Origin of the sequence: Ralstonia sp. 22111 (assembly GCF_052045895.1) — a bacterium.
GTDB classification, from domain to species: Bacteria; Pseudomonadota; Gammaproteobacteria; order Burkholderiales; family Burkholderiaceae; genus Ralstonia; species Ralstonia wenshanensis.
On record NZ_JBQEPR010000005.1, the window covers coordinates 138078 to 162668 of the forward strand.

The window sequence follows — 24591 nt, forward strand, 5'->3', positions numbered from 1 at the left end:
CCCATTTCAAGGAGCAACGACCATGATGAAAGGCCAGATCGCGGGGCTGATGAAGCAAGCCCAGCAGATGCAGGAAAACATGAAGAAGGCGCAGGAGCAGCTTGCGTTGATCGAGGTGGAAGGCGTGTCCGGTGCCGGCCTCGTGAAGGTGGTGATGACCTGCAAGAACGACGTGAAGCGTGTGTCGATCGACCCGAGCCTGCTGGCCGAAGGCGAAGACAAGGATCTGCTGGAAGACCTCATCGCCGCTGCGTTCAATGACGCCGTGCGCAAGGCCGAGGCCACTGCGCAAGAGAAGATGGGCTCGCTCACCTCCGGTTTGGGCGGCATGGCGAGCATGCTGCCGCCCGGCTTCAAGCTGCCGTTCTAAACGACGCTGATCAGGATCGCGCCATGGTGCTGGAATCCGCGCTGCTGCACGTCAGGCCCGGCCAGGAAGCTGCCTTCGAGGCGGCCTTCGGCGAGGCTCGCCACATCATCGGTGCGATGCGGGGCTTCGTTTCGCTTTCACTGTCGCGCTGCGTGGAGAAGACTAGCGATTACCTGCTGTTGGTGCAGTGGCAGAAGCTGGAAGACCATACCATCGGCTTTCGTCAGTCGCCCGAGTACCAGCGGTGGCGCGCGCTGCTGCATCATTTCTATGACCCGATGCCGGAAGTGCTGCACCACACGACGGTTCTGGAGCACGTGTGATGCGTAACGCTCCAGGCACGCCATCGGCGCTGCAGATGCTGGTTGAAGCCTTGCGCGTCCTGCCGGGCGTGGGCCCCAAGTCTGCCCAGCGGATGGCGTATCACCTCATGCAACATGACCGCGAGGGCGCCGCGCAACTGGCGCAGGCGCTGTCGGAGGCGACGGAATCGATCCAGCACTGCAGCCGCTGCAATACCTTTACCGAGCAGGAAATCTGCGAGACCTGCCTGGACACGCGCCGCGATGCGTCGCTGCTATGCGTGGTGGAAACGCCGGCTGATCAGATGATGATCGAGCAGACGCTGACTTATCGGGGCCAATACTTCGTGCTGATGGGGCGGCTCTCGCCGCTCGACAACATCGGCCCGAAAGAGATCCACCTCGAACGCTTGCTGGCCCGCGCGATCGATCCTGCGCTGGGCGGGCCCTGCTCCGAGGTCATCCTTGCCACCAACTTCACCAGCGAGGGTGAGGCGACCGCCCACTACATTGGCGAGATGTTGAAGGCGCGCGGTATCAAGGCGACGCGTCTGGCGCGTGGTGTGCCGGTGGGCGGTGAGCTGGAATACGTGGACGCGGGCACCATTGCCCGCGCGGTGCTGGATCGGCGCCAGCTCTGAACCGGCGCACCTGAATCTCAGAATTCGGTATGCAGGCGCGTACCGAAAAACACCGCAGGACCCCGATCCGCGTTGTAGCCGGGATTGCGAATCCATTGCGCGTCGGCACTGATCCACAGGTGCTTGGTCGCCTGGAAGCTATAGAACGCCTCGACGATCTGCTCGGGCGCATAGTTCAGCTTGCCGTCTCCCAGGAATACGCCCAGGCCGCCTTGCTGCAGGTAGCGACGGTGATCCGGCGACAGCATGTTGATCGCCGCCGCGAGCCCGACCGTGTCATCCGAGCGGCCCCACTTGCTGCCCTTGACCAGCGTGCCGAACGACACGGAGCGATCGATCTCCGTAAAGGCGTAGGTTTCCGTCTTGCCGTCCGCCCAGGATGCACGTGCGAAGACGCCAATGTCATCGTTGATCTGCTGTTCGCCGCCAATACCGACGCCGACCTTGGAGTTGTCGCGTCGCGCCAGGCTGATGTCCGGCGCGCTGCCCGTCGACTGGCCGAGGGCGAGGGCATCGTCGTAGCGGGCCATGTCGGTCCTGTTTCGGAAGAGCATCACGCGCAGCTTGCCGGGCTGGCCCGCGAGCGTGTGGCTCCGCTCGACTTCAAACACGTCGCCGTAGTGGCGGCCGATGCGCGTGTCGAGCGGCAGGCCGTTGGATTCTTCCGGCTGGATGAAGCGGCCGATGCGATAGGCCCAGTCGCCGTCGTAATACTCCAGGGCGGCACCCCAGGTGTAGCCGCGTGCATCAGCAGCGTAGTCGAACGCGCCGTGCGTGAGGAACGACCAGTTCAGGAATTGCGTGCGCGGATCGTGCGCGTAGGTCACGCTGTCGAACACGTCCAGCACCGAAAAATTGCCGGCTGTGAAGACAAGGCGACGCTTGTCGACTTGGCCGGCAAACTGGTTCATCTCGGCTTCCCTCTCTTCAGTGCCGCCACCCAGGCCGACCGTCTGGCGGAAGAAGGCGCGTGCGCGGTAGAGCGTCGGGTTCGGCCCGGCGGTTTTGGCCAACTCACCATTGGTGAATCCGGCCAGGCCATGCAGACCCGAGAAGGGCTGGCCGAACGCCATTTCCGGATTGAAGTGCACTTCAGCGCCTTGCCACAGGCGCATGCCCAGATCAAGCGTCGTCGTGACCGAATAGCTGGTGGTGGACTTGCTCGACAGGCTGTTCGGCCCGCTGTACGGCGAGTGGAACGATAGGTCGTGCTGCCACACGTAGGTGGCCTGGCCATGCACGGCAAAGCGGTCTGGATCGTTGATCGTCCAACTGGCGGTGTCGCCTGTGCTGCTTTCGGCTGCCAAGGCATGCCCGGCGCTCAAGGATAGGGCGCACAGGGCGGTCAAGCGGGCAAGACGGAACGGAAGCGGCATGGCGGCAAGCAAGGAGAACGCCGTTAGAATCCCTTTTTCGGATCCGGGAACGGCAAAAGTCCGCCATGTTAAACGTGGGCGGGTGACGGTCGGATGAAACACGCACGGAACGTGCCCCGATGTCACATCCGATGTTGTGTATTTCCCACCTTCAGCTTTCCACAATGAATCTCGCCCGCTTCGATCTCGTCACCCTCGGCCTGTTTGTGGCGGTGGCCCGGCTGGGCAGCATTTCGGCCGGGGCGCGCCAGTCGCACTTGGCCGTGGCTGCGGCAAGCAAGCGGATTTCCGATCTGGAAGCGGCTGTGGGCGCGCCGTTGCTGTATCGCCATGCCGCCGGCGTGGAACTGACCGAGGCCGGCCAAGCGTGCTTCCGCCATGCTGTGGGCATCCTGCAGGACGTCGAGCGTATGGCCGGCGCACTGTCGGACTTTGCCGCGGGCACCCGCGGGCTGGTGCGCGTGTGGGCCAACACGTCGTCGATTACGCAATTCCTGGCAGATGACCTGGCCGCCTTCATGCTGGCCAATCCGGCCATCCGCATCGCGCTGGAAGAGCAGGACAGCGGCGATATCGTTGCCGCGCTGCGGGAGAACCGGGCAGACCTTGGCATCTTCGCGGCCGGTACACCCTGCGACGGGCTGCAATCGTTCGATTACCGCGAGGACGATCTCGCGTTGGTGACACCGCGCGGGCATCCATTGGCCGGGCGCAAGCACGTCCATTTCGCTGATGCCGTGGATTTCGACTTCGTCAGCCTGCCGCCGGGCACGTCGCTGGCCGCGCAACTGGTCGACGAGAGTGTTCGCCTGGGTAAGCCGCTGCGTTTGCGTATCCAGGTGCGCAGCTTTGAAGCCGTCTGTCGCATGGTGGCCTCCGGTCTGGGCGTGGGCGTGTTGCCCCGCATCGCCGCGCAAGGGCATGTATCGAGCCTGCCGGGTGCGGGTCTGGCGCTGGTGGCACTGCAAGACGAATGGGCGCATCGCCGCCTGTTGGTGGGCGTGCGCGACCCCGATGCCCTGACCAGCTCTGCGCGCCTGCTGATGACGCATCTGCTTGGCAACCCCGCTGCACTGTAAATTCAACGTTTTCTACAACCATGCCGACACAGGTTTTGCAGGACATCCGCGTGCTCGAACTCGGGCAACTGATTGCCGGGCCGTTTGCAGCCAAGACGCTCGCCGACTTTGGCGCGCAGGTCATCAAGATCGAGCCGCCGGGGCAGGGCGATCCGCTGCGCAAATGGCGGATGCTGCATGAGGGCACGTCAATCTGGTGGGAAGCGCAGTCGCGCAACAAGCAGTCTGTTTGTGTGGACCTGCGTGTGCCGGAGGGGCAGGAAGTCGTACGCAAGCTGGCCGCCGAAGCCGATGTCCTGATCGAGAATTTCCGCCCCGGCACGTTGGAAAAGTGGGGGCTGTCGTACGAGGCGCTTTCCGCCATCAACCCGAAACTGATCATGCTGCGCGTGTCCGGCTATGGCCAGACGGGCCCCAAACGCGACGAGCCGGGCTTTGCCGCCATTGCTGAAGCCATGGCCGGCCTGCGCTATCTGACCGGTGAGCCGGGGCGGCCGCCTGCACGTGCGGGGCTGTCGCTTGGCGATACTATCGCCGGCCTGCATGGTGCACTAGGCGTGTTGCTGGCCTTGTACGAACGCGATGCGCGTGGCGGCAAGGGGCAGGTGATCGACGTGGCGCTGTACGAATCCGTGTTCAACCTGACGGAGAGCCTGCTGCCCGAATACTCGGTGTTCGGGGCAATCCGCCAGCCGGCGGGCGGGGCGCTCCCGGGCATCGCACCATCGAACGCCTACCGGTGCGCCGGCGGCGAGTATGTTCTGATTGCCGCCAACGGCGACAACATCTTCCGCCGCCTGATGCAGCAGATGGGCCGGCAAGATCTGGCTGACGATCCCGATTTGGCGCGTAACGACGGCCGCGCCGCCCGGGCGGAAGAAATCGATGCCGCTATCAACGCCTGGACGGGCACGCTGCCCATCGCCGATGTACTGGCCGCGCTGCATGCGGCCGAAGTGCCCAGCGGCCCGATCTACACCGTCGCCGACATTGCCGCAGACCCTCACTACCGGGCGCGCGGCGTGATCGAGACGGTGCGCGCGCAGTCCGGCATTGATGTAGAGATGCCGGGCGTGGTGCCCAAGCTTTCCGCTACGCCGGGCGCCGTGCAGGCGAGCGCGCCGCGTCTGGGCCAGCACACGCGGGACGTACTGCGCGGCCACGGCCTGACCGACGCGCAGATCGACGCGCTGGCTTCGCAAGGCATCATTGCCGAAGCCAAAAGCTGAACAGCTAGGACGATCCCGCATGTTGTGTTGCAAATCGTTGCGGTAATATCGCCGCCGAGGCAGTGAACGCCGCAAAACGGGAGACAGACATGGGGACACGAGTCATTGGGCGCTGGGCAAAATGGGTGGGAGCAGCACTGTGTGCGACGAGCCTGGTGGCTGCCAGCCCCACCGTTCTGGCACAGGGCAAGCCTGAAAAGAGCAAGGTCACCATCGCAGTGGGCGGCAAGGCGCTGTTCTACTACTTGCCGCTGACGATTGCCGAGCGCCTGGGCTACTTCAAGGACGAAGGCCTGGACGTTGAAATCGTCGACTTTGCCGGCGGTGCGAAAGCGCTGCAGGCGGTGGTGGGCGGCAGCGCCGACGTGGTGAGCGGCGCGTATGAGCACACGCTGGTGCTGCAGGCCAAGGGCCAGATGTACCAGGAGTTCGTGTTGCAAGGGCGTGCCCCGCAGATCGTGCTGGCGGTCAATAACAAGACGATGCCCAACTACAAGTCGATTGCCGATTTGAAAGGCAAGAAGATCGGCGTGACGGCTCCGGGTTCATCGACCAACATCATGGTCAACTACGTGCTGGCGCGCGCCGGCATCAAGCCGAACGAAGTGTCGATCATCGGCGTGGGCCCGAGCAGCGGTGCGATTGCCGCCGTGCGTGCCGGCCAGATCGACGCCCTGGCCAACCTGGACCCCGTGATGTCGATGCTCACGCAGAAGAACGAAGTGCGCGTCGTCTCGGATACCCGTACGCTGGCCGATACCAAAGCGGTCTTCGGCGGCAACATGCCGGCCGGCTGCCTGTACGCATCCACGGCGTTCATCCAGAAGAATCCGAACACGACGCAGGCGATGACCAACGCCATGGTGCGCGCACTCAAGTGGCTGCAGAAGGCGGGCCCGTCGGACATCGTCAAGACGGTGCCGGAAGCCTATCTGCTGGGCGATCGCGCGCTGTATCTGGCAGCGTGGGACAAGGTGCGCCAGGCCATCTCACCGGATGGCACGATGCCCACCGACGGCCCCGCCACGGCACTGCGCACACTGTCGGAGTTTGATGCGGAAGTGAAGGGCAAGCAGATCAAGCTCGACCAGACCTTCACCAATGCCTTCGTGCAGAAGGCCAACGCCAAGTACAAGTAATTCCAACAGGCTTTCAGCAACGCGCCCGGCTCCGCCCGGGCGTATTGCTTTTGGACCGCAGACCATGTCTCATCCCGCGCTTTCGTTTGATCAGATCACCTGTACGTTCATTTCACCCGACACGCCGGGCCAGCGTTACACCGCCGTCCAAAACACCTCGCTGGAGGTGCAGGCCGGGGAGTTCGTCTCCGTGGTGGGCCCGACCGGCTGCGGCAAATCCACCTTGCTGAATCTGGCGGCGGGCCTGTTGCAGCCGTCTTCCGGGCAGGTCCGGGTGTTTGGCGAACCGCTGGTCGGCATCAATCGTCGCGCCGGCTACATGTTTCAGGCAGAGGCGTTGATGCCATGGCGCAGCGCGCTCGACAACGTGACAGCCGGGCTGCAGTTTCGGGCCATGCCCGACAAGGAAGCGCGTGATCTCGCTATGTCTTGGCTCGCGCGCGTGGGTTTGGCTGGGTTTGAAGACCGTTATCCGCATCAGCTTTCCGGCGGCATGCGCAAGCGCGTGAGCTTGGCGCAAACGCTGGTGCTCGACCCAGACATCATTCTTATGGACGAGCCGTTTTCCGCGCTCGACATTCAGACGCGCCAGCTGATGGAAAACGAGGTGCTCGATCTCTGGGCCGCCAAGCGTAAGGCGGTGCTGTTCATCACGCACGATCTGGACGAAGCGATTGCCATGAGTGACCGCGTGGTCGTGCTGGCCGCCGGACCCGGCACGCACCCGATCGGCGAATTCACGATCAACCTGCCGCGCCCGCGCGATGTGGCCGAGATTCGCGACCAGGCCGGCTTTGTCGACCTGCATTCGCGCATCTGGGATGTGCTGCGCGAAGAAGTGCTCAAGGGCTATGCGCAGCACCGCCGCGTGGCTTGAACTGAATCTGATCGATTGCATCCATGGCTAACCGTCCGCTTTCTCTATTCGCGCTGCGCACCTGGCAGCTTGGCCTGCTGGTCGTCACGTTGGGCGTGTGGCACTTCGCCACGCGCTCGCAGGAAGTCGCGTTCTTCTTCGGAGAACCGCTCATCGTTGCCCAGCGCATCTGGGCGTGGTTTGTCACTGAGGGCGATATCTATCAGCACCTTGGCGTGACATTGGCCGAGACGGTGCTGGCATTTGCGATCGGCACGGCCACTGGCCTGGGTGCGGGGCTGTGGCTGGCGCTGAGCCCGGCCGCATCGGCGGTGCTTGATCCGTACATCAAGGCTGCCAACTCGATGCCGCGCGTGATCCTGGCGCCAATCTTTGGCGTGTGGTTCGGGCTGGGGATCTGGTCAAAGGTCGCGCTGGCGGTGACGCTGGTGTTCTTCATCGTCTTCTTCAACGTCTATCAGGGCGTGAAGGAAGTGAGCCCGGTCGTGCTGGCCAATGCGCGCATGCTGGGCGCATCGCAGCGGCAACTGCTGCGCTTTGTCTACCTGCCGAGCGCGACGAGCTGGGTGTTCTCGTCCCTGCATACGTCGGTGGGCCTGGCCTTCGTGGGCGCGGTGGTGGGGGAGTACCTCGGCTCCGCGCGCGGTGTTGGCTACCTGATCCTCCAGGCCGAGGGGACGTTCGACATCAACACCGTGTTTGCAGGCATCGTCGTGCTGACGGTCTTTGCGCTGGTGCTCGACTGGCTCGTCGGTTTGATGGAAAAACGCCTGATGCGCTGGCAGCCGAAGAGCGGCGAGACCGAGAAGCTCTGAGCGAGCGCGCTAACGACGCGAACGTCACATCGACCCTGCTCGTGGCAGGGTCATGCGGCTAGACGGTCGGTCTACTACAATGCGATCCATCATGAGCAAGCACCCCGAACCCGTCACCGCTGAAGGCGCCGAAGCCCGGCACGACACCCGCGACCGCATTCTGGACGCCGGTGCCGAGCTGATCCTCGGGCGCGGTTTCTCGGCTGTCGGCTTGGCGGAAATCCTCGGCCGCGCGCAGGTACCCAAAGGCTCGTTTTATTACTACTTCGGGTCGAAGGAAGACTTTGGCGTCGCCATGCTGGAGCGCTATTTCCAAGACTACGACGCAGGCGTTGTCAGCCTGTTCAACGACACGCGCATCACCGCCCGCGAGCGGCTGTTGCGCTATTTCACGGCCTGGATCGATCTGCACGAGCGCAGCGCATGCGAGGTCACCTGCCTGGCGGTCAAGCTGTCGGGGGAGGTATCGGATTTGTCGGAGCCGATGCGCAAAGTGTTGTCGACGGGAATGACGCGCATGGTCGAGCGTATCGCCACGGCAATCGAGGCGGGCGTCACCGACGGTTCGTTAGCGCCTGTGGAGGATGCGCGCCAGTTGGCCGAAGGGCTGTACGCCATGTGGATGGGCGGCGCGCTGTTGGCCAAGGCGCACCGCAATGTCGCCGCGTTCAAGAGCTGTGTGACGCAAACGGAAATTCTGCTGGCCAAGCCGAAACACTGATTGCAAAAGCCATTGCCGGCGAGGCACGTTCCTCGCTTTTTCTTTGACTCCGGTTCTAGATGACCGGTCGAATAGTCTTTCTTTCAGGAGCTGATATGACTCAACAATTGCTGTCCCCGATTCAGACCGGCCGTACGACCCTCGCCAATCGTGTCGTGATGGCGCCGCTCACGCGCTCGCGCGCCGGTCAGCCTGGGGACGTGCCGACCGAGCTGAACGTGATTTACTACGCCCAGCGTGCAACCGCCGGCCTGATCGTCACGGAAGCAACGCAAATTTCCCGCCAGGGCCAGGGCTACGCCTGGACGCCGGGTATGTACACCGACGAACAGGAAGCCGGTTGGAAGGCGGTCGTGGATGCCGTGCACGCCAAGGGTGGCCGCATCTCGCAACAGCTCTGGCACGTGGGCCGCATTTCCAACACGTTGCTGCAGGAAAACGGCCAGGCGCCTGTCGCGCCGTCGGCCATCGTCGCCAAGGGCGCGCAGAGCTTTGTCGTGCAGCCCGACGGCACGCCCGCCAATGTGCCGACCAGCGAGCCGCGCGCGCTCGCCACGGAAGAAATCCCTGGCGTGATCGCGCAATATCGTCAGGCTGTGCTGCGTGCACGCCGCGCTGGTTTCGACTTCGTCGAAATCCACGCAGCCAACGGTTACCTGCTGCACCAATTCCTGTCGACCAACAGCAATCAGCGCACCGACCAATACGGCGGCTCCCTGGAAAACCGCGCCCGACTGATTCTCGAGGTGGTCGATACCGCCATCGCCGAGATTGGCGCAGACCGCGTCGGCATCCGCCTCTCGCCGCACTTCGTCGCGCATGACATTGCCGACGCACAAGCCGAAGAAAGCGCGTTGTACTTGGCCCGCGAGCTGACCAAGCGTGGCATCGCCTATCTGCACATCGCCGAGCCGGATTGGGCTGGCGGCCCCGAGCTGACCGACGATTTCCGCCGGCAACTGCGCGACGCCTTCAAGGGCACGCTTATCGTGTGCGGCCAATACACGGCGGAAGAGGGCGAGCAGATGATTGCCTCCGGTCTGGCGGATGCCGTTGCGTTCGGTCGTCCGTTTATTGCCAACCCCGATCTGGTGGCGCGCTTCCGTGTCGGCGCCTCGCTTAACAAGCCCGATCGCGCAACCTTCTACGGCGGCCAGGAAAAGGGCTACACCGACTACCCGACGTTGGAAGAAGCGGCCTGATAATCGGTCGCGTCAAAAAGAAAGCCGCGCAGGCGATCAACCTGCGCGGCTTTTTTGTCTCCGGCGCCCCCGTTTTTAAGGCTGGATCACCACCTTGCCCGTCACCTTGCGCGCCGCCATGTCGAGCAGCGCCTGTGTCGTCTGCTCCAACGGATAGCGCGCCGAGATGTGCGGACGAATCTTGCCTTCCTGCATCCAGCCGAGCATCTGCATCATGTTCGCCAGATTCGCCTTCGGCTCCCGACGTGCAAACTCGCCCCAGAACACGCCCACCAGCGACGCGCCTTTGAGCAGCGCCAGGTTCAACGGCATCTTCGGGATCTCGCCGTTGGCAAAGCCAACCACGAGGTAGCGGCCACGCCAGGCGATCGAACGGAACGCCGGTTCTGCATAGATTCCGCCGACCGGGTCATAGATCACGTCCGGGCCCTTGCCGTCGGTCAATTCCTTGATGCGCTCGCGCAGGTCTTCGGTCGAATAGTTGATGAGCGCATCGGCGCCGTGGTCTTTGCAGACCGCGAGCTTCTCGTCGCTCGACGCCGCCGCGATGACGCGTGCGCCAATTGCCTTGCCGATCTCAATGGCCGCCAGCCCGACGCCGCCCGCCGCGCCGAGCACCAGCATCGTTTCGCCAGCCTTCAGTTGCCCGCGATCGACCACCGCGTGGTGCGACGTGCCGTATGTAAGCGTGAATGCGGCTGCGGTGTCGAATGCCATGCCAGGCGGCATTGGCATCACCACCTTGGCCGACGCCTTGACCTGTGAAGCAAACGCGCCCTGGCCAAGAAACGCGATCACGTGGTCGCCGGCATTGAGGTGCGACACGCCTTCGCCTACTGCATTGACCACGCCCGCGACTTCCGAGCCGGGCGTAAACGGCAGCTCCGGCTTGAACTGGTATTTGTTCTGGATGATCAGCACGTCAGGAAAATTCACCCCCGCAGCCTTCACGTCGATGACCACTTCACCGGCACCCGGCGAGAGGTCCGGCAGCGTTTCGATCACCAGCGATTCGGGCGGGCCCCAGGTTTTGCAGACGACGGCTTTCATCATGTGTCTCCTCAACAGTCTTGCGTTGGATTGTTCGCCATCTCGCATGCATTGCACGCGATCTCGTCCGGCAGTGTAACCGAATAAAAGCACGGTCGTTCGATTTAGCCGGCGGCGATAAATCGTGCGGCTTGTCGATGCATTTTTTGTAAGCGTGTAGAACGTGTGCGCGAGCACGATTCGCGAACGTTGCTCGGTTACAATCCGCGCCATGCATATTCTCATTGCCAACGACGACGGATACCTCGCGCCCGGGCTCGCGGCGCTGCATCGTGCGCTGAGCCCTCTCGGCCGCGTGACGGTGGTCGCACCGGAGCAGAACCACAGCGGCGCGTCGAACTCGCTCACGCTGCAACGGCCGCTTTCGGTGTTCGAAGCAACCGAGGGTGCCCAGAAGGGCTTTCGCTTCGTCAACGGTACGCCAACGGACTGCGTGCACATCGCGCTCACCGGCATGATCGAAGAGAAGCCCGATCTGGTCGTCTCGGGCATCAACCAGGGCCAGAACATGGGTGAAGACGTGCTGTATTCCGGCACCGTCGCCGCTGCCATCGAAGGTTATTTGTTCGGTATTCCGTCGATTGCGTTCTCGCAGGCCGACAAAGGCTGGACGCACCTTGACGCTGCCGAGCGCGTCGCCCGTGAGGTTGTCGAGCGCTATCTGTCCGATCCGCCGGATGGCCCGGTCCTGCTCAACGTCAATATCCCGAATCTGCCGTACGGCGAGCTTGGCGGCTGGCGCGCAACGCGTCTAGGCAAGCGGCACCAATCGCAGCCGGTGATCCGCCAAGCCAATCCGCGCGGCGAGCCGATCTTCTGGGTCGGTGCCGCCGGCGATGCGAAAGACGCCAGCGAAGGCACCGATTTCCATGCCGTCGCGCATGGCTTCGTCTCGCTGACACCGCTGCAGCTTGATCTGACCGATACGGCCCAACTGCGTACTGTGCGCCGCTGGCAGACGCCATGATCGCCTTGGTGGCTCATGTCTGAACGCCCGCGCGACCGGCGCTTTCCGTTGACGCTCGATGCTGTGGTCGAGCGCAAGCCCGTGGAACGTCAGCGTGAAACGCGCATCTCGTCGGGGGTGAGCGCAGTGTCGTGCCCCACGCCGGTGCGCATGGCATCCGTCGAGCGCGCGTCGCCCGCATCCGCTCCGGCGCCTGCGCCACAGCGTGTGGCGGGTGTCGATGCGGCAGTCGGTGCCGTCGCCGCGAGCGCCGTTCAGGCACGCACGGCTGCAGCGCACGCGGCAGCCGGTGGCATGGCATCGGATCGTGCGCGTCAGGCGCTGGTTGGCCGTGTGCAGGCGGGAGGCGTGAGTGATAAGCGCGTGTTGGCTGCAATCGGCACGGTGCCGCGTCATCTGTTTGTCGATGCCGGCCTTGCCTCGCAGGCGTACGAAGATTCCGCATTGCCGATCGGCCATCAGCAAACGATCTCGAAGCCGTCAGTGGTCGGACGGATGATCGAGCTGTTGTTGAGTGGGCGGCCCGGCCGCACTGGCATGCCGCTGGCGCGCGTGCTGGAAATTGGTACCGGCTGCGGCTACCAGGCAGCCGTTCTCGCACAGCTCGCCGACGAGGTGTACTCGATCGAGCGCGTTCGCCCGCTGCATGAAAAAGCCAAAGCGAACTTGCGGCCACTCCGCGTGCCAAACATCCGTCTGCACTATGGCGACGGCATGCTGGGGCTGCCGAAGGCCGCGCCGTTCGACGCCATCATCCTGGCTGCGGCGGGGCTGGAGGTGCCGCAGGCGCTGCTCGACCAGTTGACAATCGGCGGCAGGCTGATCGCCCCCGTGGCTACCGACCGCAACAGCGGCCCCGCGCAGCAGCTCGTTCTCATCGAGCGCCGCAGTCGCTTCCAGTTTCACAGTACCGCGCTTGAAGGCGTTTTCTTTGTCCCGTTAAAATCAGGAACTGTTTAGCATGTTCATTTCCCGGAGCTCCATGAACCGTCCAAGCCCCGTACGCGCAGGCCGGCTCGCCGTGGCGATGGTATCGGCCGCACTACTGGCGGCTTGCGCATCCTCCGGCAACCAAGCGCCCGTTCTCGATCGTACATCGCGCGCCGGCAACACTGGCACCGTGTCGCAAGAGCCACCGCCCCCCGGCTACTATCGGGTCAAGCGTGGCGATACCTTGTACAGCATCGCCTTGCGTAACGGCCAGGCGCCGCGTGACCTAGTGGCCTGGAACAACATCGCCAACCCCAACCAGATCGAAGTCGATCAGCTGTTGCGCGTCGTTCCGCCGAACGCGGAAGTCAGCAGCACCGGGGCCGTGGTCACGCCGGTTCGCCCCGCCAACACGAGCACGCAGCCGGTCGATTCCGCACCGGTCACGCCGCCGCCCGCAGCGTCGTCCAGCGCTCCTGCCGGGGCAACCGACGGCGCAATTTCGCTGGCGTGGCCTGCCCGCGGCTCGCTCATCAACCGTTTCGATGACAAGAGCAACAAGGGCATCGACATTGGTGGCAAACGTGGTGACGCGGTGGTCGCTGCCGACGACGGAAAAGTGATCCACGTTGGACCCTTGCGTGGGTACGGGAATCTTGTCATCATCAAACACAACGACACGTTCCTGACCGCCTACGGCAACAACGATAAGGTTCTGGTCACCGAGCAATCCACGGTTAAGAAAGGGCAGAAGATCGCCGAAATGGGCAGTACCGATGCGGATCGCGTGAAGCTTCATTTTGAAGTGCGCCGCAACGGTAAGCCGGTCGATCCGATGCGCTACTTGCCGCCTCAATAGAGGAATGCATGCCGCGCCAGAAAGCCGCCACGCCCGTCACCCCCGCCGATGACAACATCGACGCTGCTGTAGAGGGCCAGCGCACCCCGAATGGGCGCGCTGGGCGGCGTGCGCGCGGCGAGGCGCAGCCGCCCGCTGAAGAGATCGAAGTCGTCGACGCGCTCGTCGACGACCTGCCCGTTTCCGATTCCGCCGAACTCAACGACACGTCGGACAGTGCCGACGAGCCCGATGAAGAAGAGGAAGAAGGTGAAGAGGCCGAGGAAGCTGCACCAGAGGAAGATTTCCGCAAGGTGCTGCAGGCCGAACTGGCCGCCGACACCGTTCAGCACTATCTCAATCGCATCAGCATCAAGCCGCTTCTGACGCCGGCCGAAGAACTGCATTTCTCGACGTTGGCCAAGGCTGGCGAGTTTGCCGCGCGCCAAGTCATGATCGAGCGCAATCTCCGCTTGGTCGTAAGCATTGCCAAGGGCTATCTGAACCGCGGTGTGCCGCTCCTTGATTTGATTGAAGAGGGCAACCTTGGGCTGATGCACGCGATCGAAAAGTTCGATCCGGAACGCGGATTCCGCTTCTCCACCTATGCAACGTGGTGGATTCGCCAGAGCATCGAGCGCGCGATCATGAATCAGGCGCGCACGGTTCGTTTGCCGGTGCATGTGATTCGCGAGCTCAACCAGGTGCTGCGCGCCAAGCGCCATCTGGAAAAGAGTGGCGTGGATGGCCGAGACGCAAGTCTTGAAGACATCGCCCACCTGCTCGGCAAGACCACGGAGGAAGTGCAGGACGTGCTCTCGCTCAATGAGCACACGACTTCGCTGGATACGCCGTTCGATCTCGACCCGGGTACGAGCCTGCTCGATTTCCTGTCGGACGAGCATGGTGCCTCGCCCGATCAAGAGGTGGCACATCGCGAGCTGTCACTCTTGATGAAGTCGTGGCTCGCACGCTTGTCTGACAAGCATCGCTATGTCGTTGAGCGCCGCTTCGGCCTTAACTACATCGAGCCCGCGACGTTGGAAGAACTTGCCGCCGAGATGGGTTTGACGCGTGAACGCGTGCGTCAGATTCAGCAGGAAGCGCTGGTGAAGCTCAAACGCCATTTCGCCTCGCAAGGCGTGCGCAAGGACGCGGTGCTGTAAGGCACTGCTGTCCCTTTGTCCCTCGTCTCTTTTTCTAGTCGTTCCGAAGCTCCAGCAGCATCGGTTGATGATCCGATGCCTGGGTGGTGCTGTTGACTTCCAGGCGCAGAACGCGCGGCTTCAGTGGTTCGCTGACCAGCATGAAATCGCACGCGTAGGCCGGTTCGGTCCACCCAGCGCGGTCGTGCACGCCGAAAGTCGGTGGCTGCGGCGTCGCGCCGTGCGCAATCTCCCACGCATCATGCAAAGCGGGTTCGCGAGTGAATGGCACGGTAGCCAAGCGCTTGGGCGTCGAGTCGGGCTTGCAGTTGAAATCGCCGCAGACGATGGTTGCCGAGGTCTGTGCAAGCGGGCGGAAAGGGCCAGCTTCGGGCTCTGTGCCAAGCACGGATGGTTGAGTCGTGCGCGCGCAACCTTCTGCGTGGATGGCCCGCAGAGCATCGACTTGCGCGACACGCTGATGTTCCGAGTAGTACTCCAGATGTGTGGTGACAACACGCAAGGCACCGAACGGCGCCTGCACGATTGCCTCAATGGCCATGCGCGGCATGCACGGTGTGGCATCGGGCGGACAGGGCAATGCGTGGCGCCGGATGTAATGCACGGGCAGGCGCGTGACAATGGCGTTGCCGAAGCGCTGCGCTTGCGCGCCGTTGTGGCGCTCCAGCGCGAATCCACTGATGACGGTGTATTCGCTGCCAAGCGCCTCGGTCAGCTCGCTCCATTGGTCGACGCCCGGTCGGCCCGGGAGGTCGCTGAAGCCGGAGGTGACTTCCTGCAGGCATAACACGTCAAATTCGTCCATCGCACGTGCTTGCGCGAGTTGGCGCTCGAGGCTGACGTGTCCGTCGGCGCCCCGGCCCCATTGGATGTTCCACGTCAGGATGACGGTGCCCATGCTGGTCCTCCAGTGTCTTACAATGCCGCCCTTGCCCTCATTTTGCCCAGGCTCGCTCGTGTCTCAAGCTGCACCCAACGTCACGCCTTCCTCTTCTGCTCCAGCAACGGTTGCGCCGGACGCACCGTCGGCCAAGCCACGTGGTCGCCGTAAGCCCGAAATGCCCGTGGCAGGGCCGCTGGACATCGTCTCGCTCGATGGCGAAGCGCGTGGCATCGGGCGTTTGATGAACGAGGATGGCACGCCGGGCAAGGTTGTTTTTGTGGAAGGCGCACTGCCGGGTGAGCGGGTGATGTATCGCAGTCACCGCGTCAAGCCTTCATACGAGCAGGCGAGCGTCGTGAACATTCTGCGCCAGTCCGCCTCGCGCGTGACGCCGCAATGCAAGTTCTTTGGTGTGTGCGGTGGTTGCTCGATGCAGCATCTGGATTCGCGCGCGCAGGTTGCGATCAAGCAGCGCGTGCTGGAAGACGATCTGTGGCATTTGGCCAAGCTGCGTCCGGACGTGGTGTTCCGGCCCATTGCTGGCCCGGATTGGGGCTACCGCTATCGGGCGCGTTTGACCGTGCGCCATGTTGCGGCCAAAGGTGGCGTGCTGGTGGGTTTTCACGAGCGCAAAAGCAGTTATGTGGCGGACATGACGTCGTGCGAGGTGTTGCCGCCGCACGTGTCCGCGCTGCTGGTGCCGTTGCGCGAATTGGTGGGGCGCCTCTCGATCGTGCAGCGCATGCCGCAGATCGAGCTCGCAGTCGGCCAGGATGTGACCGCGTTGGTGCTGCGTAACCTCGAGCCGATCACCGCTGAGGATGAGGCCGAGCTGCGCGCTTTTGCCGATCATCACAACGTTCAGTTCTGGCTGCAGCCCAAGGGGCCGGATACGGTTTATCCGTTCCATCCGCTTGATCGTACGCTGACGTACACGCTGCCCGAGTTCGGCATCACCATGCCGTTCAAGCCGACTGATTTCACGCAGGTCAATCACCAGATCAACCGGGTGCTGATGTCGCGGGCGCTGAAGCTGCTCGATGCGCAACCGGGTGATCGGCTGCTCGACCTGTTCTGCGGTATCGGCAACTTCACGCTGCCAATGGCGACGCGTGCCCGCGAGGTTATGGGGATCGAGGGCAGTGAGGCGCTGACGACGCGTGCCTTGGCCAACGCCCAGTACAACGGCCTGGACGCGAAGACAACATTTGCTTGCCGCAATCTGTTCGAAGTGACGGCTGATTATATTGCCGCGCTGGGCAAGTTTGACCGTTGGCTGATCGATCCGCCGCGCGAAGGCGCGCTGGCTGTGTCCAAGGCGCTGGCCGAGTTGTTTCAGCGTGGTGGTGATGCGGCTGAATTGTTGCCGAAGCGCATCGTCTACGTGTCCTGCAATCCGGCGACGCTGGCGCGCGACGCGGGTCTGCTTGTGCATGAAGCCGGCTACAGGCTGGCCGGTGCGGGCGTAGTGAACATGTTCCCGCACACATCGCACGTCGAGTCGATGGCGGTATTCGAGCGCGACTAAGCACTCGTCACGTAATCTTGCGGACAACAAAAAACCGGCGCACTAGGCGCCGGTTTTTTTGTTGCTACGCGCCAGTGCTCGCGCGTGGGGGGGGGCGAATTTCGGTCAGTTGCGATTTCCGCCGAAGATGCCGAGGATCGCCAGCAGGTTCGTGAAGATGTTGTAAACATCCAGGTAGATCGCCAGGGTGGCGGTCACGTAGTTGGTCTCGCCGCCGTTCACGATGCGCTGCACATCGAACAGGATATAGGCAGAGAAGATCGCGATGGCCAGCACCGAGATCGTGAGCATCATCGCCGGCAGTTGCAGCCAGATATTGGCCACCGAGCCTACGATCAGCACCAGCACGCCCATGAACAGCCACTTGCCCAGCCCAGAGAAATCACGCTTGCTGACCGTGGCGACCGTCGCCATCACACCGAAGATGATCGCTGTCCCGCCGAACGCCGTCATGATGAGCGACGCGCCGTTCGAGAAGCCCAGGATCATGCCGATCAGCCGCGACAGCATCAGCCCCATGAAGAACGTGAAGCCCAACAGCAGGGCCACGCCCAGGCCGCTGTTCTTGAAGCGCTCAATGGCGTAGAAGAAGCCAAAGGCCACTGCCATGAAGATGACGAACCCCATCAGCGGGTTACGCCCCATCAGGTTGAATCCGGTGGCGACACCGATCCACGCACCGAGGATGGTGGGGATCATGGAAAGCGCGAGCAGCCAATAGGTATTGCGCAGCACGCGGTTGCGGACGGCCAACGCGCCGGCGGTGCCGGAAGCGCCAAAACCGTACGTGTTGAGTTGGTTGTCCATGCGAACTCCTTGGGGTGAATGACATTGCAGACAATGCGACGACGCAGCGAATGTGGCATCCGAAGACGGCTTTTGCAAGCCGCATCGTCCTTAGTTGGAGAGCCAGCATGCCACGCGGTTCCGGTCGCTGGCAGGCAATCACGGCGGAAAATGCCCTCCGCAGGTGACTTTCCGTGCGCCCGATAAGGGGATCCTAAGGCGCGTTCATCGAACTGGTGGTGTGCTCAGTGCGAAGTGATCGCTGAATCTCGTGGCTTTGCCAGCATTCGTGGCGTGGGGTTGCACCGCTTGACATTCAATCTGGCTCCCTCCCGTGTTAGAATCTAACGTTTATCTTTCACGTAACACCTTCATTTTTTGGAGTTTTTGATGGCGCTCGAACGCACTTTGTCGATTATCAAACCGGATGCCGTGGCCAAGAATGTCATCGGCCAGATCTACGCCCGCTTCGAAGGCGCAGGCCTGAAGGTCGTCGCGGCCAAGATGATCCATCTGTCGCGCGCAGAAGCCGAGCAGTTCTACGCCGTGCACAAGGAGCGCCCGTTCTTCAAGGATCTGGTGGACTTCATGATCTCGGGCCCGGTGATGGTGCAGGCACTGGAAGGCGAAAACGCAATCGCCAAGAACCGTGACCTGATGGGTGCAACCGACCCGAAGAAGGCTGAGAAGGGCACGATTCGTGCCGACTTCGCTGACAGCATCGACGCCAACGCCGTGCACGGTTCGGATGCTGCTGAAACGGCTGCCGTGGAAGTCGCTTTCTTCTTCCCGGGCCTGAACATTTACAGCCGCTAAGCGTCAACACTAGACTGGAATTGGTGGTTTCGGGTTGCAAGTCATGAGCGATGTGGTGAATCTCCTCGATTTCGACGCACAGGGCCTTATCGCGTACTGCGAGAGCCTGGGCGAGAAGTCGTTTCGCGCCAAGCAGTTGCAGCGCTGGATTCACCAGTCGGGCGCATCCGATTTTGGCGAGATGACCGATCTCGCCAAGTCGCTGCGCGAAAAGCTTGCGACCCGCGCCAACATCCAGGCGCCGGCGGTCATTACCGATCACCTTTCGTCGGACGGCACGCGCAAGTGGCTCGTCGACGTAGGGCAGGGCAATGCCGTCGAGACGGTCTACATCCCCGAAGAGACGCGTGGCACGTTGTGCGTATCGTCTCAGGCGGGGTGTGCCGTCAACTGCCGGTTCTGTTCGACCGGCAAGCAGGGCTTCTCGCGCAATCTCAGCACGGGCGAGATTATCGGTCAGCTGTGGATGGCCGAATTCGCCATGCGCAAGCAGCTCGGCCGCGGCCCCAAGGACGATCGCGTCATCACCAACGTGGTAATGATGGGCATGGGCGAGCCGCTGCTGAACTACGACGCCGTGGTGCCGGCGCTGGCCCTGATGCTGGATGACAATGCGTATGGCCTTTCGCGGCGCCGCGTAACGGTGTCCACTTCTGGCGTTGTGCCGATGATGGACCGCCTTGCGCGCGATGTGCCCGTGGCGCTTGCAGTGTCTCTGCATGCGTCCAACGATGCGTTGCGCGACGTGCTCGTGCCGCTCAACAAGAAGTACCCGCTGGCCGAACTGATGGCAGCTTGCCGCCGCTATCTTGAGTTTGCGCCGCGCGATTTCATCACCTTTGAATACTGCATGCTTGATGGCGTCAACGACACCGTCGAGCATGCCCGTGAACTGCTGCGCGTCGTGGCCGACGTGCCGTGCAAGTTCAATCTGATCCCATTCAACCCGTTCCCGGAATCGGGGTTGAAGCGCTCGAACAATGAGCAGATCCGCCGCTTTTCACAGGTGCTGCTGGATGCCGGCATTGTCACGACCATCCGCAAGACGCGGGGTGACGACATCGATGCGGCCTGCGGTCAGCTCGCCGGCGAGGTCAAAGATCGCACACGCCTGGCCGAGCGCGGCAAGTTCGGCAAGATCGTCGAGATCCCCGTGGTCGGGGCCGACTCAACTCACCGCATGGGTACCGCATGAAGCGTTGGTCGACTGCTGTCAGTCTGGTCTTCACGCTGGCAGCTGCCGGGTGCGCATTGTCGCCGCCGGTCCAGACACAGACACGAGAAGTCACGACCGTCCCGGATCAAAAGGCTGACGCCGGCCGTCGCGCCGCGATCCGGTTGCAGCTCGCGACGCAATACTTGGAAGCTGGTCAGAATGCGACAGCGCTTGAGGAAATCAAGAACGCCATCGCGATTGATCCGAGTGTCCCAAATGCGTATCACATCCGCGCGCTGGCCTATATGAATCTCGGTCAACGCGAACAGGCTGACGAGAGTTTCCGCAGCGCGCTGGCCGCGACTCCGCAAGATGGTGACCTGCTGAACAACTATGGCTGGTTCCTGTGCTCGCAAGGCGGCAAGCCGGATCAAGGCATGGCGATGTTGCGCCGGGCCATCGAGACGCCTGCTGCTGCCAGCCCGGCCAAACCGTGGACGAACCTGGGCGTTTGCCAGATGCGTCAGGGCGATCTTGATAGCGCGGAGAAGAGCCTGACGCGCGCCACCTACATCGACGCGAACAATCTGCTGACTAACCTCACGTTGGCGCAGCTCTATTACAAACGCCGCGAATATGCGCGTGCCATGCCGTTTATCGAACGTGTGAATGGCCGTGGCAATGCGACCGCAGAAAGCCTGTGGCTGGGCGCGCGCATCGCGCGTCGCCTGGGTGACACTTCGCAGCAGAACGCATGGAGCGCGCAATTGCAGCGTCGCTTCCCCAATGCGCCCGAAGAGGCGGCATTCGAACGAGGAGCCTGGGATGACTGACCGCGACGTGGCAAACGCTGCCGACCTCTCTCACGGCACAGCGCCTGCCTCGAATCCGCCTGCCGCCGCGTCGCCTGAGCGCGACGATGCGTTGCGTCAGATTGCCGAACGTCTGCGTGCCGGCCGCGAGCGTCAGCGTCTGACGGTCGACGATCTGGCCACGCGCTTGAAAGTGGCGCCGGGCAAGTTGTTGGCGGTGGAGTCGGCGGATGTCAGTGCGTTGCCCGACATGACGTTTACCAAGGGCCTCATCCGCGCCTATGCGCGCGCTCTGCAGGTCGATGTCGATGATCAGCTTGCGCGTTTGAACGCGCGTGCGCAGGTCACCAACATCGGATTGCGCCCTGAAGGCGGGCTCGGTGAATCGTTCTCTGACAAGCCGAGCTTTGCCAAGCGTCGGGGTGGCAGTGGTCGCTGGCTGATTGGCGTGCTGGTTGCGGTGATCGTGGCCGCCGGTGCGCTTGCGGGTATGGACCGTCTCAAGCAGTGGTTTGCCACGCAAACGGCGGCTACGCAGAGCACCGACTCAACCGCGAAGGAAGCACCGACTGCGGAGCAAGCCGCGCCCGCGCAAGTGGCTCCGGCGGCTGAGCAGGCACCGGCAGAAGCGCCGGCCGCTTCGATGCCGACGCCATTGACGCCCGTTGCACCGGCCGCTCCGGCCTCCGGTGTGGTGACTGCGCCGCTGGCGCCGCCGCCTACGCTGCCGCGTTCGGACAACGGTGGCGCGCCGGCTCCCGCTGTACCGGGTGCGAGTGCCAAGCCGGCTGTCATCAACGTCGACGCTCCGGTCGTTGCGCTGCCGGCAGAAGCCGCCAAGCCGGCTGAATCGGGCAGCGGCACGGTTTCGGTACGCTTCTCGGGTCCGTCCTGGTACGAGATCAAAGATAAGACCGGCAAGACGCTCGCCAGTGGTATTTCCAAGGAAGGCGACGCGCGCGATCTGACCGGCACGCCGCCGTTCAAGGTCGTCTTTGGCAACGCGGAAGCTGTCGAATCGCTGGCCGTGGGCGGTGCCACCGTCGATCTTCAGAAGTACGCCCGCAATCGCGTGGCACGGGCTACGTTGCCCTGAACCGTTTTGTAAATGGCGCGGTGCCTGTAGGCGGCGCGCCTTGCCTGATCATGGAAATCACCACGCCTCTCGATTGCGCTCCAGCCTTGGTGGGCCCGTTGCCGCGCCGGAACTCGCGCGCGGCAGAAATCCGCTGGGGCGATCGCGTTGTGCACGTTGGCGGCGATGCGCCAGTCTGCGTGCAATCGATGACGAATACCGACACGTCGGACGCCATCGGTACCGCAATCCAGGTAAAGGAACTCGCACGCGCCGGCTCTGAGTTGGTGCGCATCACGGTCGATACGCCGGCCGCTGCTGCTGCAGTGCCGGCCATCCGCGAGCAGCTCGACCGCATGGGTGTGGACGTGCCGCTGGTCGGCGATTTTCACTACAACGGCCACAAGTTGCTGCAGGACTATCCGGAGTGCGCGCAGGCGCTTTCCAAGTATCGGATCAACCCGGGCAACGTCGGGCAGGGTGCCAAGCGAGACACGCAGTTCGCACAGATGATCGAGATCGCCTGCCGCTACGACAAGCCGGTGCGTATCGGCGTGAACTGGGGCAGCCTTGATCAGGATCTTCTCGCGCGCATCATGGACGAGAACGCACGGCGTGCAACTCCGTGGGATGCCCGGGCTGTGATGGTCGAGGCGCTGATTACCTCGGCGATCCAGTCCGCGCAGAAGGCTGAAGAGCTTGGCTTGCCGGGCAGCCAGATCATCCTGTCGTGCAAGGTGTCAGCGGTGCAGGATCTGATTGCTGTGTACCGCGAGTTGGCGCGTCGCTGCAATTACGCGCTGCACCTGGGGCTGACAGAGGCAGGCATGGGTAGCAAGGGGATTGTCGCTTCCACGGCGGCGCTTTCGGTGTTGCTGCAGGAGGGCATCGGCGACACGATCCGCATTTCGCTCACGCCGGAACCGGGTGCGCCGCGCGAGAAGGAAGTCATCGTCGCGCAAGAGATTCTGCAGACCATGGGCCTGCGCAATTTCACGCCCATGGTGATCGCGTGCCCGGGTTGCGGGCGCACGACCAGTACTGTGTTCCAGGAGTTGGCGGCGCGCATCCAGTCGTACCTGCGTGAGCAGATGCCGACGTGGAAAAAGCAGTACCCCGGCGTCGAAGAGATGAACGTGGCCGTGATGGGCTGCATCGTCAACGGCCCCGGCGAGAGCAAGCACGCCAACATCGGCATTTCGCTGCCAGGCACGGGCGAATCGCCGGCGGCGCCGGTGTTCGTTGACGGCGTGAAGGTGAAAACGCTGCGCGGCGAGCGCATCACAGAAGAATTCCAGACGATCGTCGACGAGTACGTGCGCACGCATTACGGCGCACAGACCCCGGCGACGGTCTAAGCGGCACAGGCTTCAAAGCTTGAAACTGAAGCGCGAAACGACCGGCCGGCCCCCGTACGAAGGTAGATGCGAGAGGCGGGCTTTCAACGTGACATCATGAGCGATACACAAAAACAACGCGTGCAGAAGATCGCCGGCGTCAAAGGCATGAACGATCTGCTGCCTAGTGACGCCCCGCTGTGGGAGCATTTTGATAACGCCGTGCGCAGCATGCTGCGCGCCTATGGCTACCAGCAGATCCGCACGCCGATCGTCGAGCAGACGCAATTGTTCGTGCGTGGCATCGGCGAGGTGACGGACATCGTCGAGAAGGAGATGTACACCTTCACCGATGCGTTGAACGGCGAGCAACTGACCATGCGCCCGGAAGGCACCGCCGCCGCCGTGCGCGCCGTGATCGAGCACAACCTGCTGTACGACGGCCCGAAGCGCTTGTGGTACACCGGCCCGATGTTCCGCCACGAGCGTCCGCAGCGCGGTCGCTATCGCCAGTTCCATCAGGTGGGTGTGGAAGCGCTGGGCTTTGCGGGCCCGGACATCGACGCAGAAGTCATCCTGATGTGCCAGCGCCTGTGGGACGATCTCGGTCTGGTCGGTCTGAAGCTTGAGTTGAATTCGCTCGGTCAGGCGGAGGAGCGCGCTGCGCACCGCGCCGATCTCATCAAATATCTGGAAGGCTTCCAGGACATTCTGGATGAGGACGGCAAGCGCCGTCTTTACACCAATCCGCTGCGGGTGCTCGACACAAAGAATCCGGCGCTGCAGGAAATGGCGGGGGGCGCGCCGAAGCTGATCGACTATCTGGGCGACGAATCGCGCGCGCACTTTGAAGGCGTGCAGAGGCTGCTGAAGGCGAACAACATTCCGTTCACCATCAATCCGCGTCTGGTGCGCGGGCTGGATTATTACAACCTGACCGTCTTCGAGTGGACCACCGATAAGCTGGGTGCACAGGGCACCGTGGCCGGCGGCGGCCGCTATGACCCGCTGATCGAGCAGATCGGCGGGAAGCCAGCCCCCGCGTGTGGTTGGGCGATGGGCGTTGAGCGCATCATCGAACTGTTGCGTGAGGAGAAGCTGGAGCCCGAAGCGCAAGGCTGTGACGTCTACATCGTCCATCAGGGCGATGAGGCGCAGGTTCAGGCGTTGATTGCGGCAGAGCGGCTGCGTGATGCCGGCCTCGACGTCATCCTTCACGCCTCGCCGGAAGGTCGCAACGGCAGCTTCAAGTCGCAGTTCAAGCGTGCTGACGCAAGTGGCGCATCCTATGCGGTTATCATTGGCGACGATGAAGTCACCCAAGGTGTTGCACAGATCAAACCGCTGCGTGGCGATCCGGCCGCGGATGCCCAGCAGACCGTGCCGTCGGACCAACTGGTCGACCGCCTGATTGACGCCATGGTGGCCAACAACGACTAATCGCGACAGTGCGTTCGGCAGCGAACCACCGTGATTCACTTCCAATATTCAAGCTC

General features: G+C 63.0%; 25 protein-coding genes. 21 read left to right on the top strand and 4 right to left on the bottom strand.

The window, feature by feature from the left end; translation table 11 throughout:
• The first annotated feature begins 22 nt into the window (after positions 1-22).
• The 3 genes from ACTJK4_RS14705 to recR are packed head-to-tail and all read left to right on the top strand — an operon-like array spanning position 23 to position 1313.
• The gene (locus tag ACTJK4_RS14705) at positions 23-370 is read left to right on the top strand and encodes a YbaB/EbfC family nucleoid-associated protein (RefSeq protein WP_024975986.1); all 348 of its coding nucleotides are present in this window, start codon (positions 23-25) and stop codon (positions 368-370) included.
• Positions 371-393: 23 nt separating this feature from the next.
• Entirely contained in the window at positions 394-693 is a 300-nt protein-coding gene (locus ACTJK4_RS14710) for an antibiotic biosynthesis monooxygenase family protein (RefSeq protein ID WP_232042492.1), read from the top strand.
• Positions 693-1313, top strand: a complete 621-nt coding sequence (gene recR / locus ACTJK4_RS14715) for a recombination mediator RecR (RefSeq protein WP_232042493.1) — start codon at positions 693-695, stop codon at positions 1311-1313. Before ACTJK4_RS14710 ends, recR begins: the two co-directional genes overlap by 1 nt.
• Positions 1314-1330: 17 nt before the next feature.
• Here the strand turns inward: recR and ACTJK4_RS14720 are convergent, their stop codons facing one another.
• On the bottom strand, positions 1331-2620 hold the full coding sequence (locus ACTJK4_RS14720; RefSeq protein ID WP_440818257.1) for a carbohydrate porin: 1290 nt from the start codon (positions 2618-2620) through the stop codon (positions 1331-1333).
• Between the two features lie 233 nt (positions 2621-2853).
• Between ACTJK4_RS14720 and ACTJK4_RS14725 the strand changes: the two genes are divergently transcribed.
• From ACTJK4_RS14725 to ACTJK4_RS14755, 7 genes are all read left to right on the top strand, one after another.
• Positions 2854-3768 carry a LysR substrate-binding domain-containing protein gene (locus ACTJK4_RS14725; protein ID WP_232042495.1) on the top strand — a complete coding sequence of 305 codons (915 nt, stop codon included), beginning with the start codon at positions 2854-2856 and terminating at the stop codon, positions 3766-3768.
• Positions 3769-3788: 20 nt separating this feature from the next.
• Entirely contained in the window at positions 3789-4997 is a 1209-nt protein-coding gene (locus ACTJK4_RS14730; RefSeq protein WP_440818258.1) for a CaiB/BaiF CoA transferase family protein, read from the top strand.
• An 89-nt stretch (positions 4998-5086) separates the two neighbouring features.
• Positions 5087-6136, top strand: a complete 1050-nt coding sequence (locus tag ACTJK4_RS14735; protein ID WP_440818259.1) for an ABC transporter substrate-binding protein — start codon at positions 5087-5089, stop codon at positions 6134-6136.
• Positions 6137-6200: 64 nt separating this feature from the next.
• The gene (locus ACTJK4_RS14740) at positions 6201-7013 is read left to right on the top strand and encodes an ABC transporter ATP-binding protein (protein WP_440818260.1); all 813 of its coding nucleotides are present in this window, start codon (positions 6201-6203) and stop codon (positions 7011-7013) included.
• A 23-nt stretch (positions 7014-7036) separates the two neighbouring features.
• Complete coding sequence (locus tag ACTJK4_RS14745) at positions 7037-7828, top strand: ABC transporter permease (protein WP_440818261.1); 792 nt, start codon at positions 7037-7039, stop codon at positions 7826-7828.
• A gap of 91 nt (positions 7829-7919) precedes the next feature.
• On the top strand, positions 7920-8549 hold the full coding sequence (locus tag ACTJK4_RS14750; protein ID WP_260802656.1) for a TetR/AcrR family transcriptional regulator: 630 nt from the start codon (positions 7920-7922) through the stop codon (positions 8547-8549).
• Between the two features lie 95 nt (positions 8550-8644).
• Positions 8645-9751: an alkene reductase gene (locus tag ACTJK4_RS14755; RefSeq protein ID WP_440818262.1), complete on the top strand. Its 1107-nt coding sequence runs from the start codon at positions 8645-8647 to the stop codon at positions 9749-9751.
• A gap of 75 nt (positions 9752-9826) precedes the next feature.
• On the opposite strand, the gene ACTJK4_RS14760 is transcribed toward ACTJK4_RS14755, so the two are convergent.
• On the bottom strand, positions 9827-10801 hold the full coding sequence (locus ACTJK4_RS14760; RefSeq protein WP_440818351.1) for an NADPH:quinone oxidoreductase family protein: 975 nt from the start codon (positions 10799-10801) through the stop codon (positions 9827-9829).
• Positions 10802-11012: 211 nt separating this feature from the next.
• Here ACTJK4_RS14760 and surE point away from each other — a divergent pair, with 211 nt between their 5' ends.
• Genes surE through rpoS form a run of 4 tightly spaced genes read left to right on the top strand, consistent with a single transcriptional unit; the run spans position 11013 to position 14702 of the window.
• Positions 11013-11768, top strand: a complete 756-nt coding sequence (gene surE / locus ACTJK4_RS14765; RefSeq protein WP_232042502.1) for a 5'/3'-nucleotidase SurE — start codon at positions 11013-11015, stop codon at positions 11766-11768.
• Positions 11769-11783: 15 nt separating this feature from the next.
• Positions 11784-12728 carry a protein-L-isoaspartate(D-aspartate) O-methyltransferase gene (locus ACTJK4_RS14770; RefSeq protein ID WP_440818263.1) on the top strand — a complete coding sequence of 315 codons (945 nt, stop codon included), beginning with the start codon at positions 11784-11786 and terminating at the stop codon, positions 12726-12728.
• Position 12729: 1 nt separating this feature from the next.
• Positions 12730-13557 (top strand): peptidoglycan DD-metalloendopeptidase family protein, encoded by an 828-nt coding sequence (locus ACTJK4_RS14775; RefSeq protein ID WP_316877780.1) that lies wholly within the window; start codon positions 12730-12732, stop codon positions 13555-13557.
• A gap of 8 nt (positions 13558-13565) precedes the next feature.
• Entirely contained in the window at positions 13566-14702 is a 1137-nt protein-coding gene (gene rpoS, locus ACTJK4_RS14780) for an RNA polymerase sigma factor RpoS (RefSeq protein ID WP_232042505.1), read from the top strand.
• Between the two features lie 34 nt (positions 14703-14736).
• On the opposite strand, the gene ACTJK4_RS14785 is transcribed toward rpoS, so the two are convergent.
• Positions 14737-15600, bottom strand: a complete 864-nt coding sequence (locus ACTJK4_RS14785; protein ID WP_440818264.1) for an endonuclease/exonuclease/phosphatase family protein — start codon at positions 15598-15600, stop codon at positions 14737-14739.
• Positions 15601-15760: 160 nt separating this feature from the next.
• Between ACTJK4_RS14785 and rlmD the strand changes: the two genes are divergently transcribed.
• Positions 15761-17113 (top strand): 23S rRNA (uracil(1939)-C(5))-methyltransferase RlmD, encoded by a 1353-nt coding sequence (gene rlmD, locus ACTJK4_RS14790; protein ID WP_440818352.1) that lies wholly within the window; start codon positions 15761-15763, stop codon positions 17111-17113.
• A gap of 105 nt (positions 17114-17218) precedes the next feature.
• Here the strand turns inward: rlmD and ACTJK4_RS14795 are convergent, their stop codons facing one another.
• Complete coding sequence (locus tag ACTJK4_RS14795) at positions 17219-17920, bottom strand: Bax inhibitor-1/YccA family protein (protein WP_024975969.1); 702 nt, start codon at positions 17918-17920, stop codon at positions 17219-17221.
• 369 nt (positions 17921-18289) lie between these two features.
• Between ACTJK4_RS14795 and ndk the strand changes: the two genes are divergently transcribed.
• The 6 genes from ndk (at position 18290) to hisS (ending at position 24535) form a co-directional block, all read left to right on the top strand.
• Positions 18290-18715, top strand: a complete 426-nt coding sequence (ndk, locus tag ACTJK4_RS14800) for a nucleoside-diphosphate kinase (protein ID WP_045204261.1) — start codon at positions 18290-18292, stop codon at positions 18713-18715.
• A 43-nt stretch (positions 18716-18758) separates the two neighbouring features.
• Positions 18759-19910, top strand: a complete 1152-nt coding sequence (gene rlmN, locus ACTJK4_RS14805; RefSeq protein WP_045204260.1) for a 23S rRNA (adenine(2503)-C(2))-methyltransferase RlmN — start codon at positions 18759-18761, stop codon at positions 19908-19910.
• Entirely contained in the window at positions 19907-20704 is a 798-nt protein-coding gene (gene pilW / locus ACTJK4_RS14810; RefSeq protein ID WP_440076977.1) for a type IV pilus biogenesis/stability protein PilW, read from the top strand. Before rlmN ends, pilW begins: the two co-directional genes overlap by 4 nt.
• Positions 20697-21779 (top strand): RodZ domain-containing protein, encoded by a 1083-nt coding sequence (locus ACTJK4_RS14815; protein WP_440818265.1) that lies wholly within the window; start codon positions 20697-20699, stop codon positions 21777-21779. The genes pilW and ACTJK4_RS14815 overlap by 8 nt, the downstream gene beginning before the upstream one ends.
• A gap of 50 nt (positions 21780-21829) precedes the next feature.
• Positions 21830-23116, top strand: a complete 1287-nt coding sequence (ispG, locus tag ACTJK4_RS14820; protein ID WP_232042509.1) for a flavodoxin-dependent (E)-4-hydroxy-3-methylbut-2-enyl-diphosphate synthase — start codon at positions 21830-21832, stop codon at positions 23114-23116.
• Between the two features lie 96 nt (positions 23117-23212).
• Positions 23213-24535, top strand: a complete 1323-nt coding sequence (gene hisS, locus ACTJK4_RS14825) for a histidine--tRNA ligase (RefSeq protein ID WP_232042510.1) — start codon at positions 23213-23215, stop codon at positions 24533-24535.
• The last annotated feature ends 56 nt before the right edge of the window (positions 24536-24591 follow it).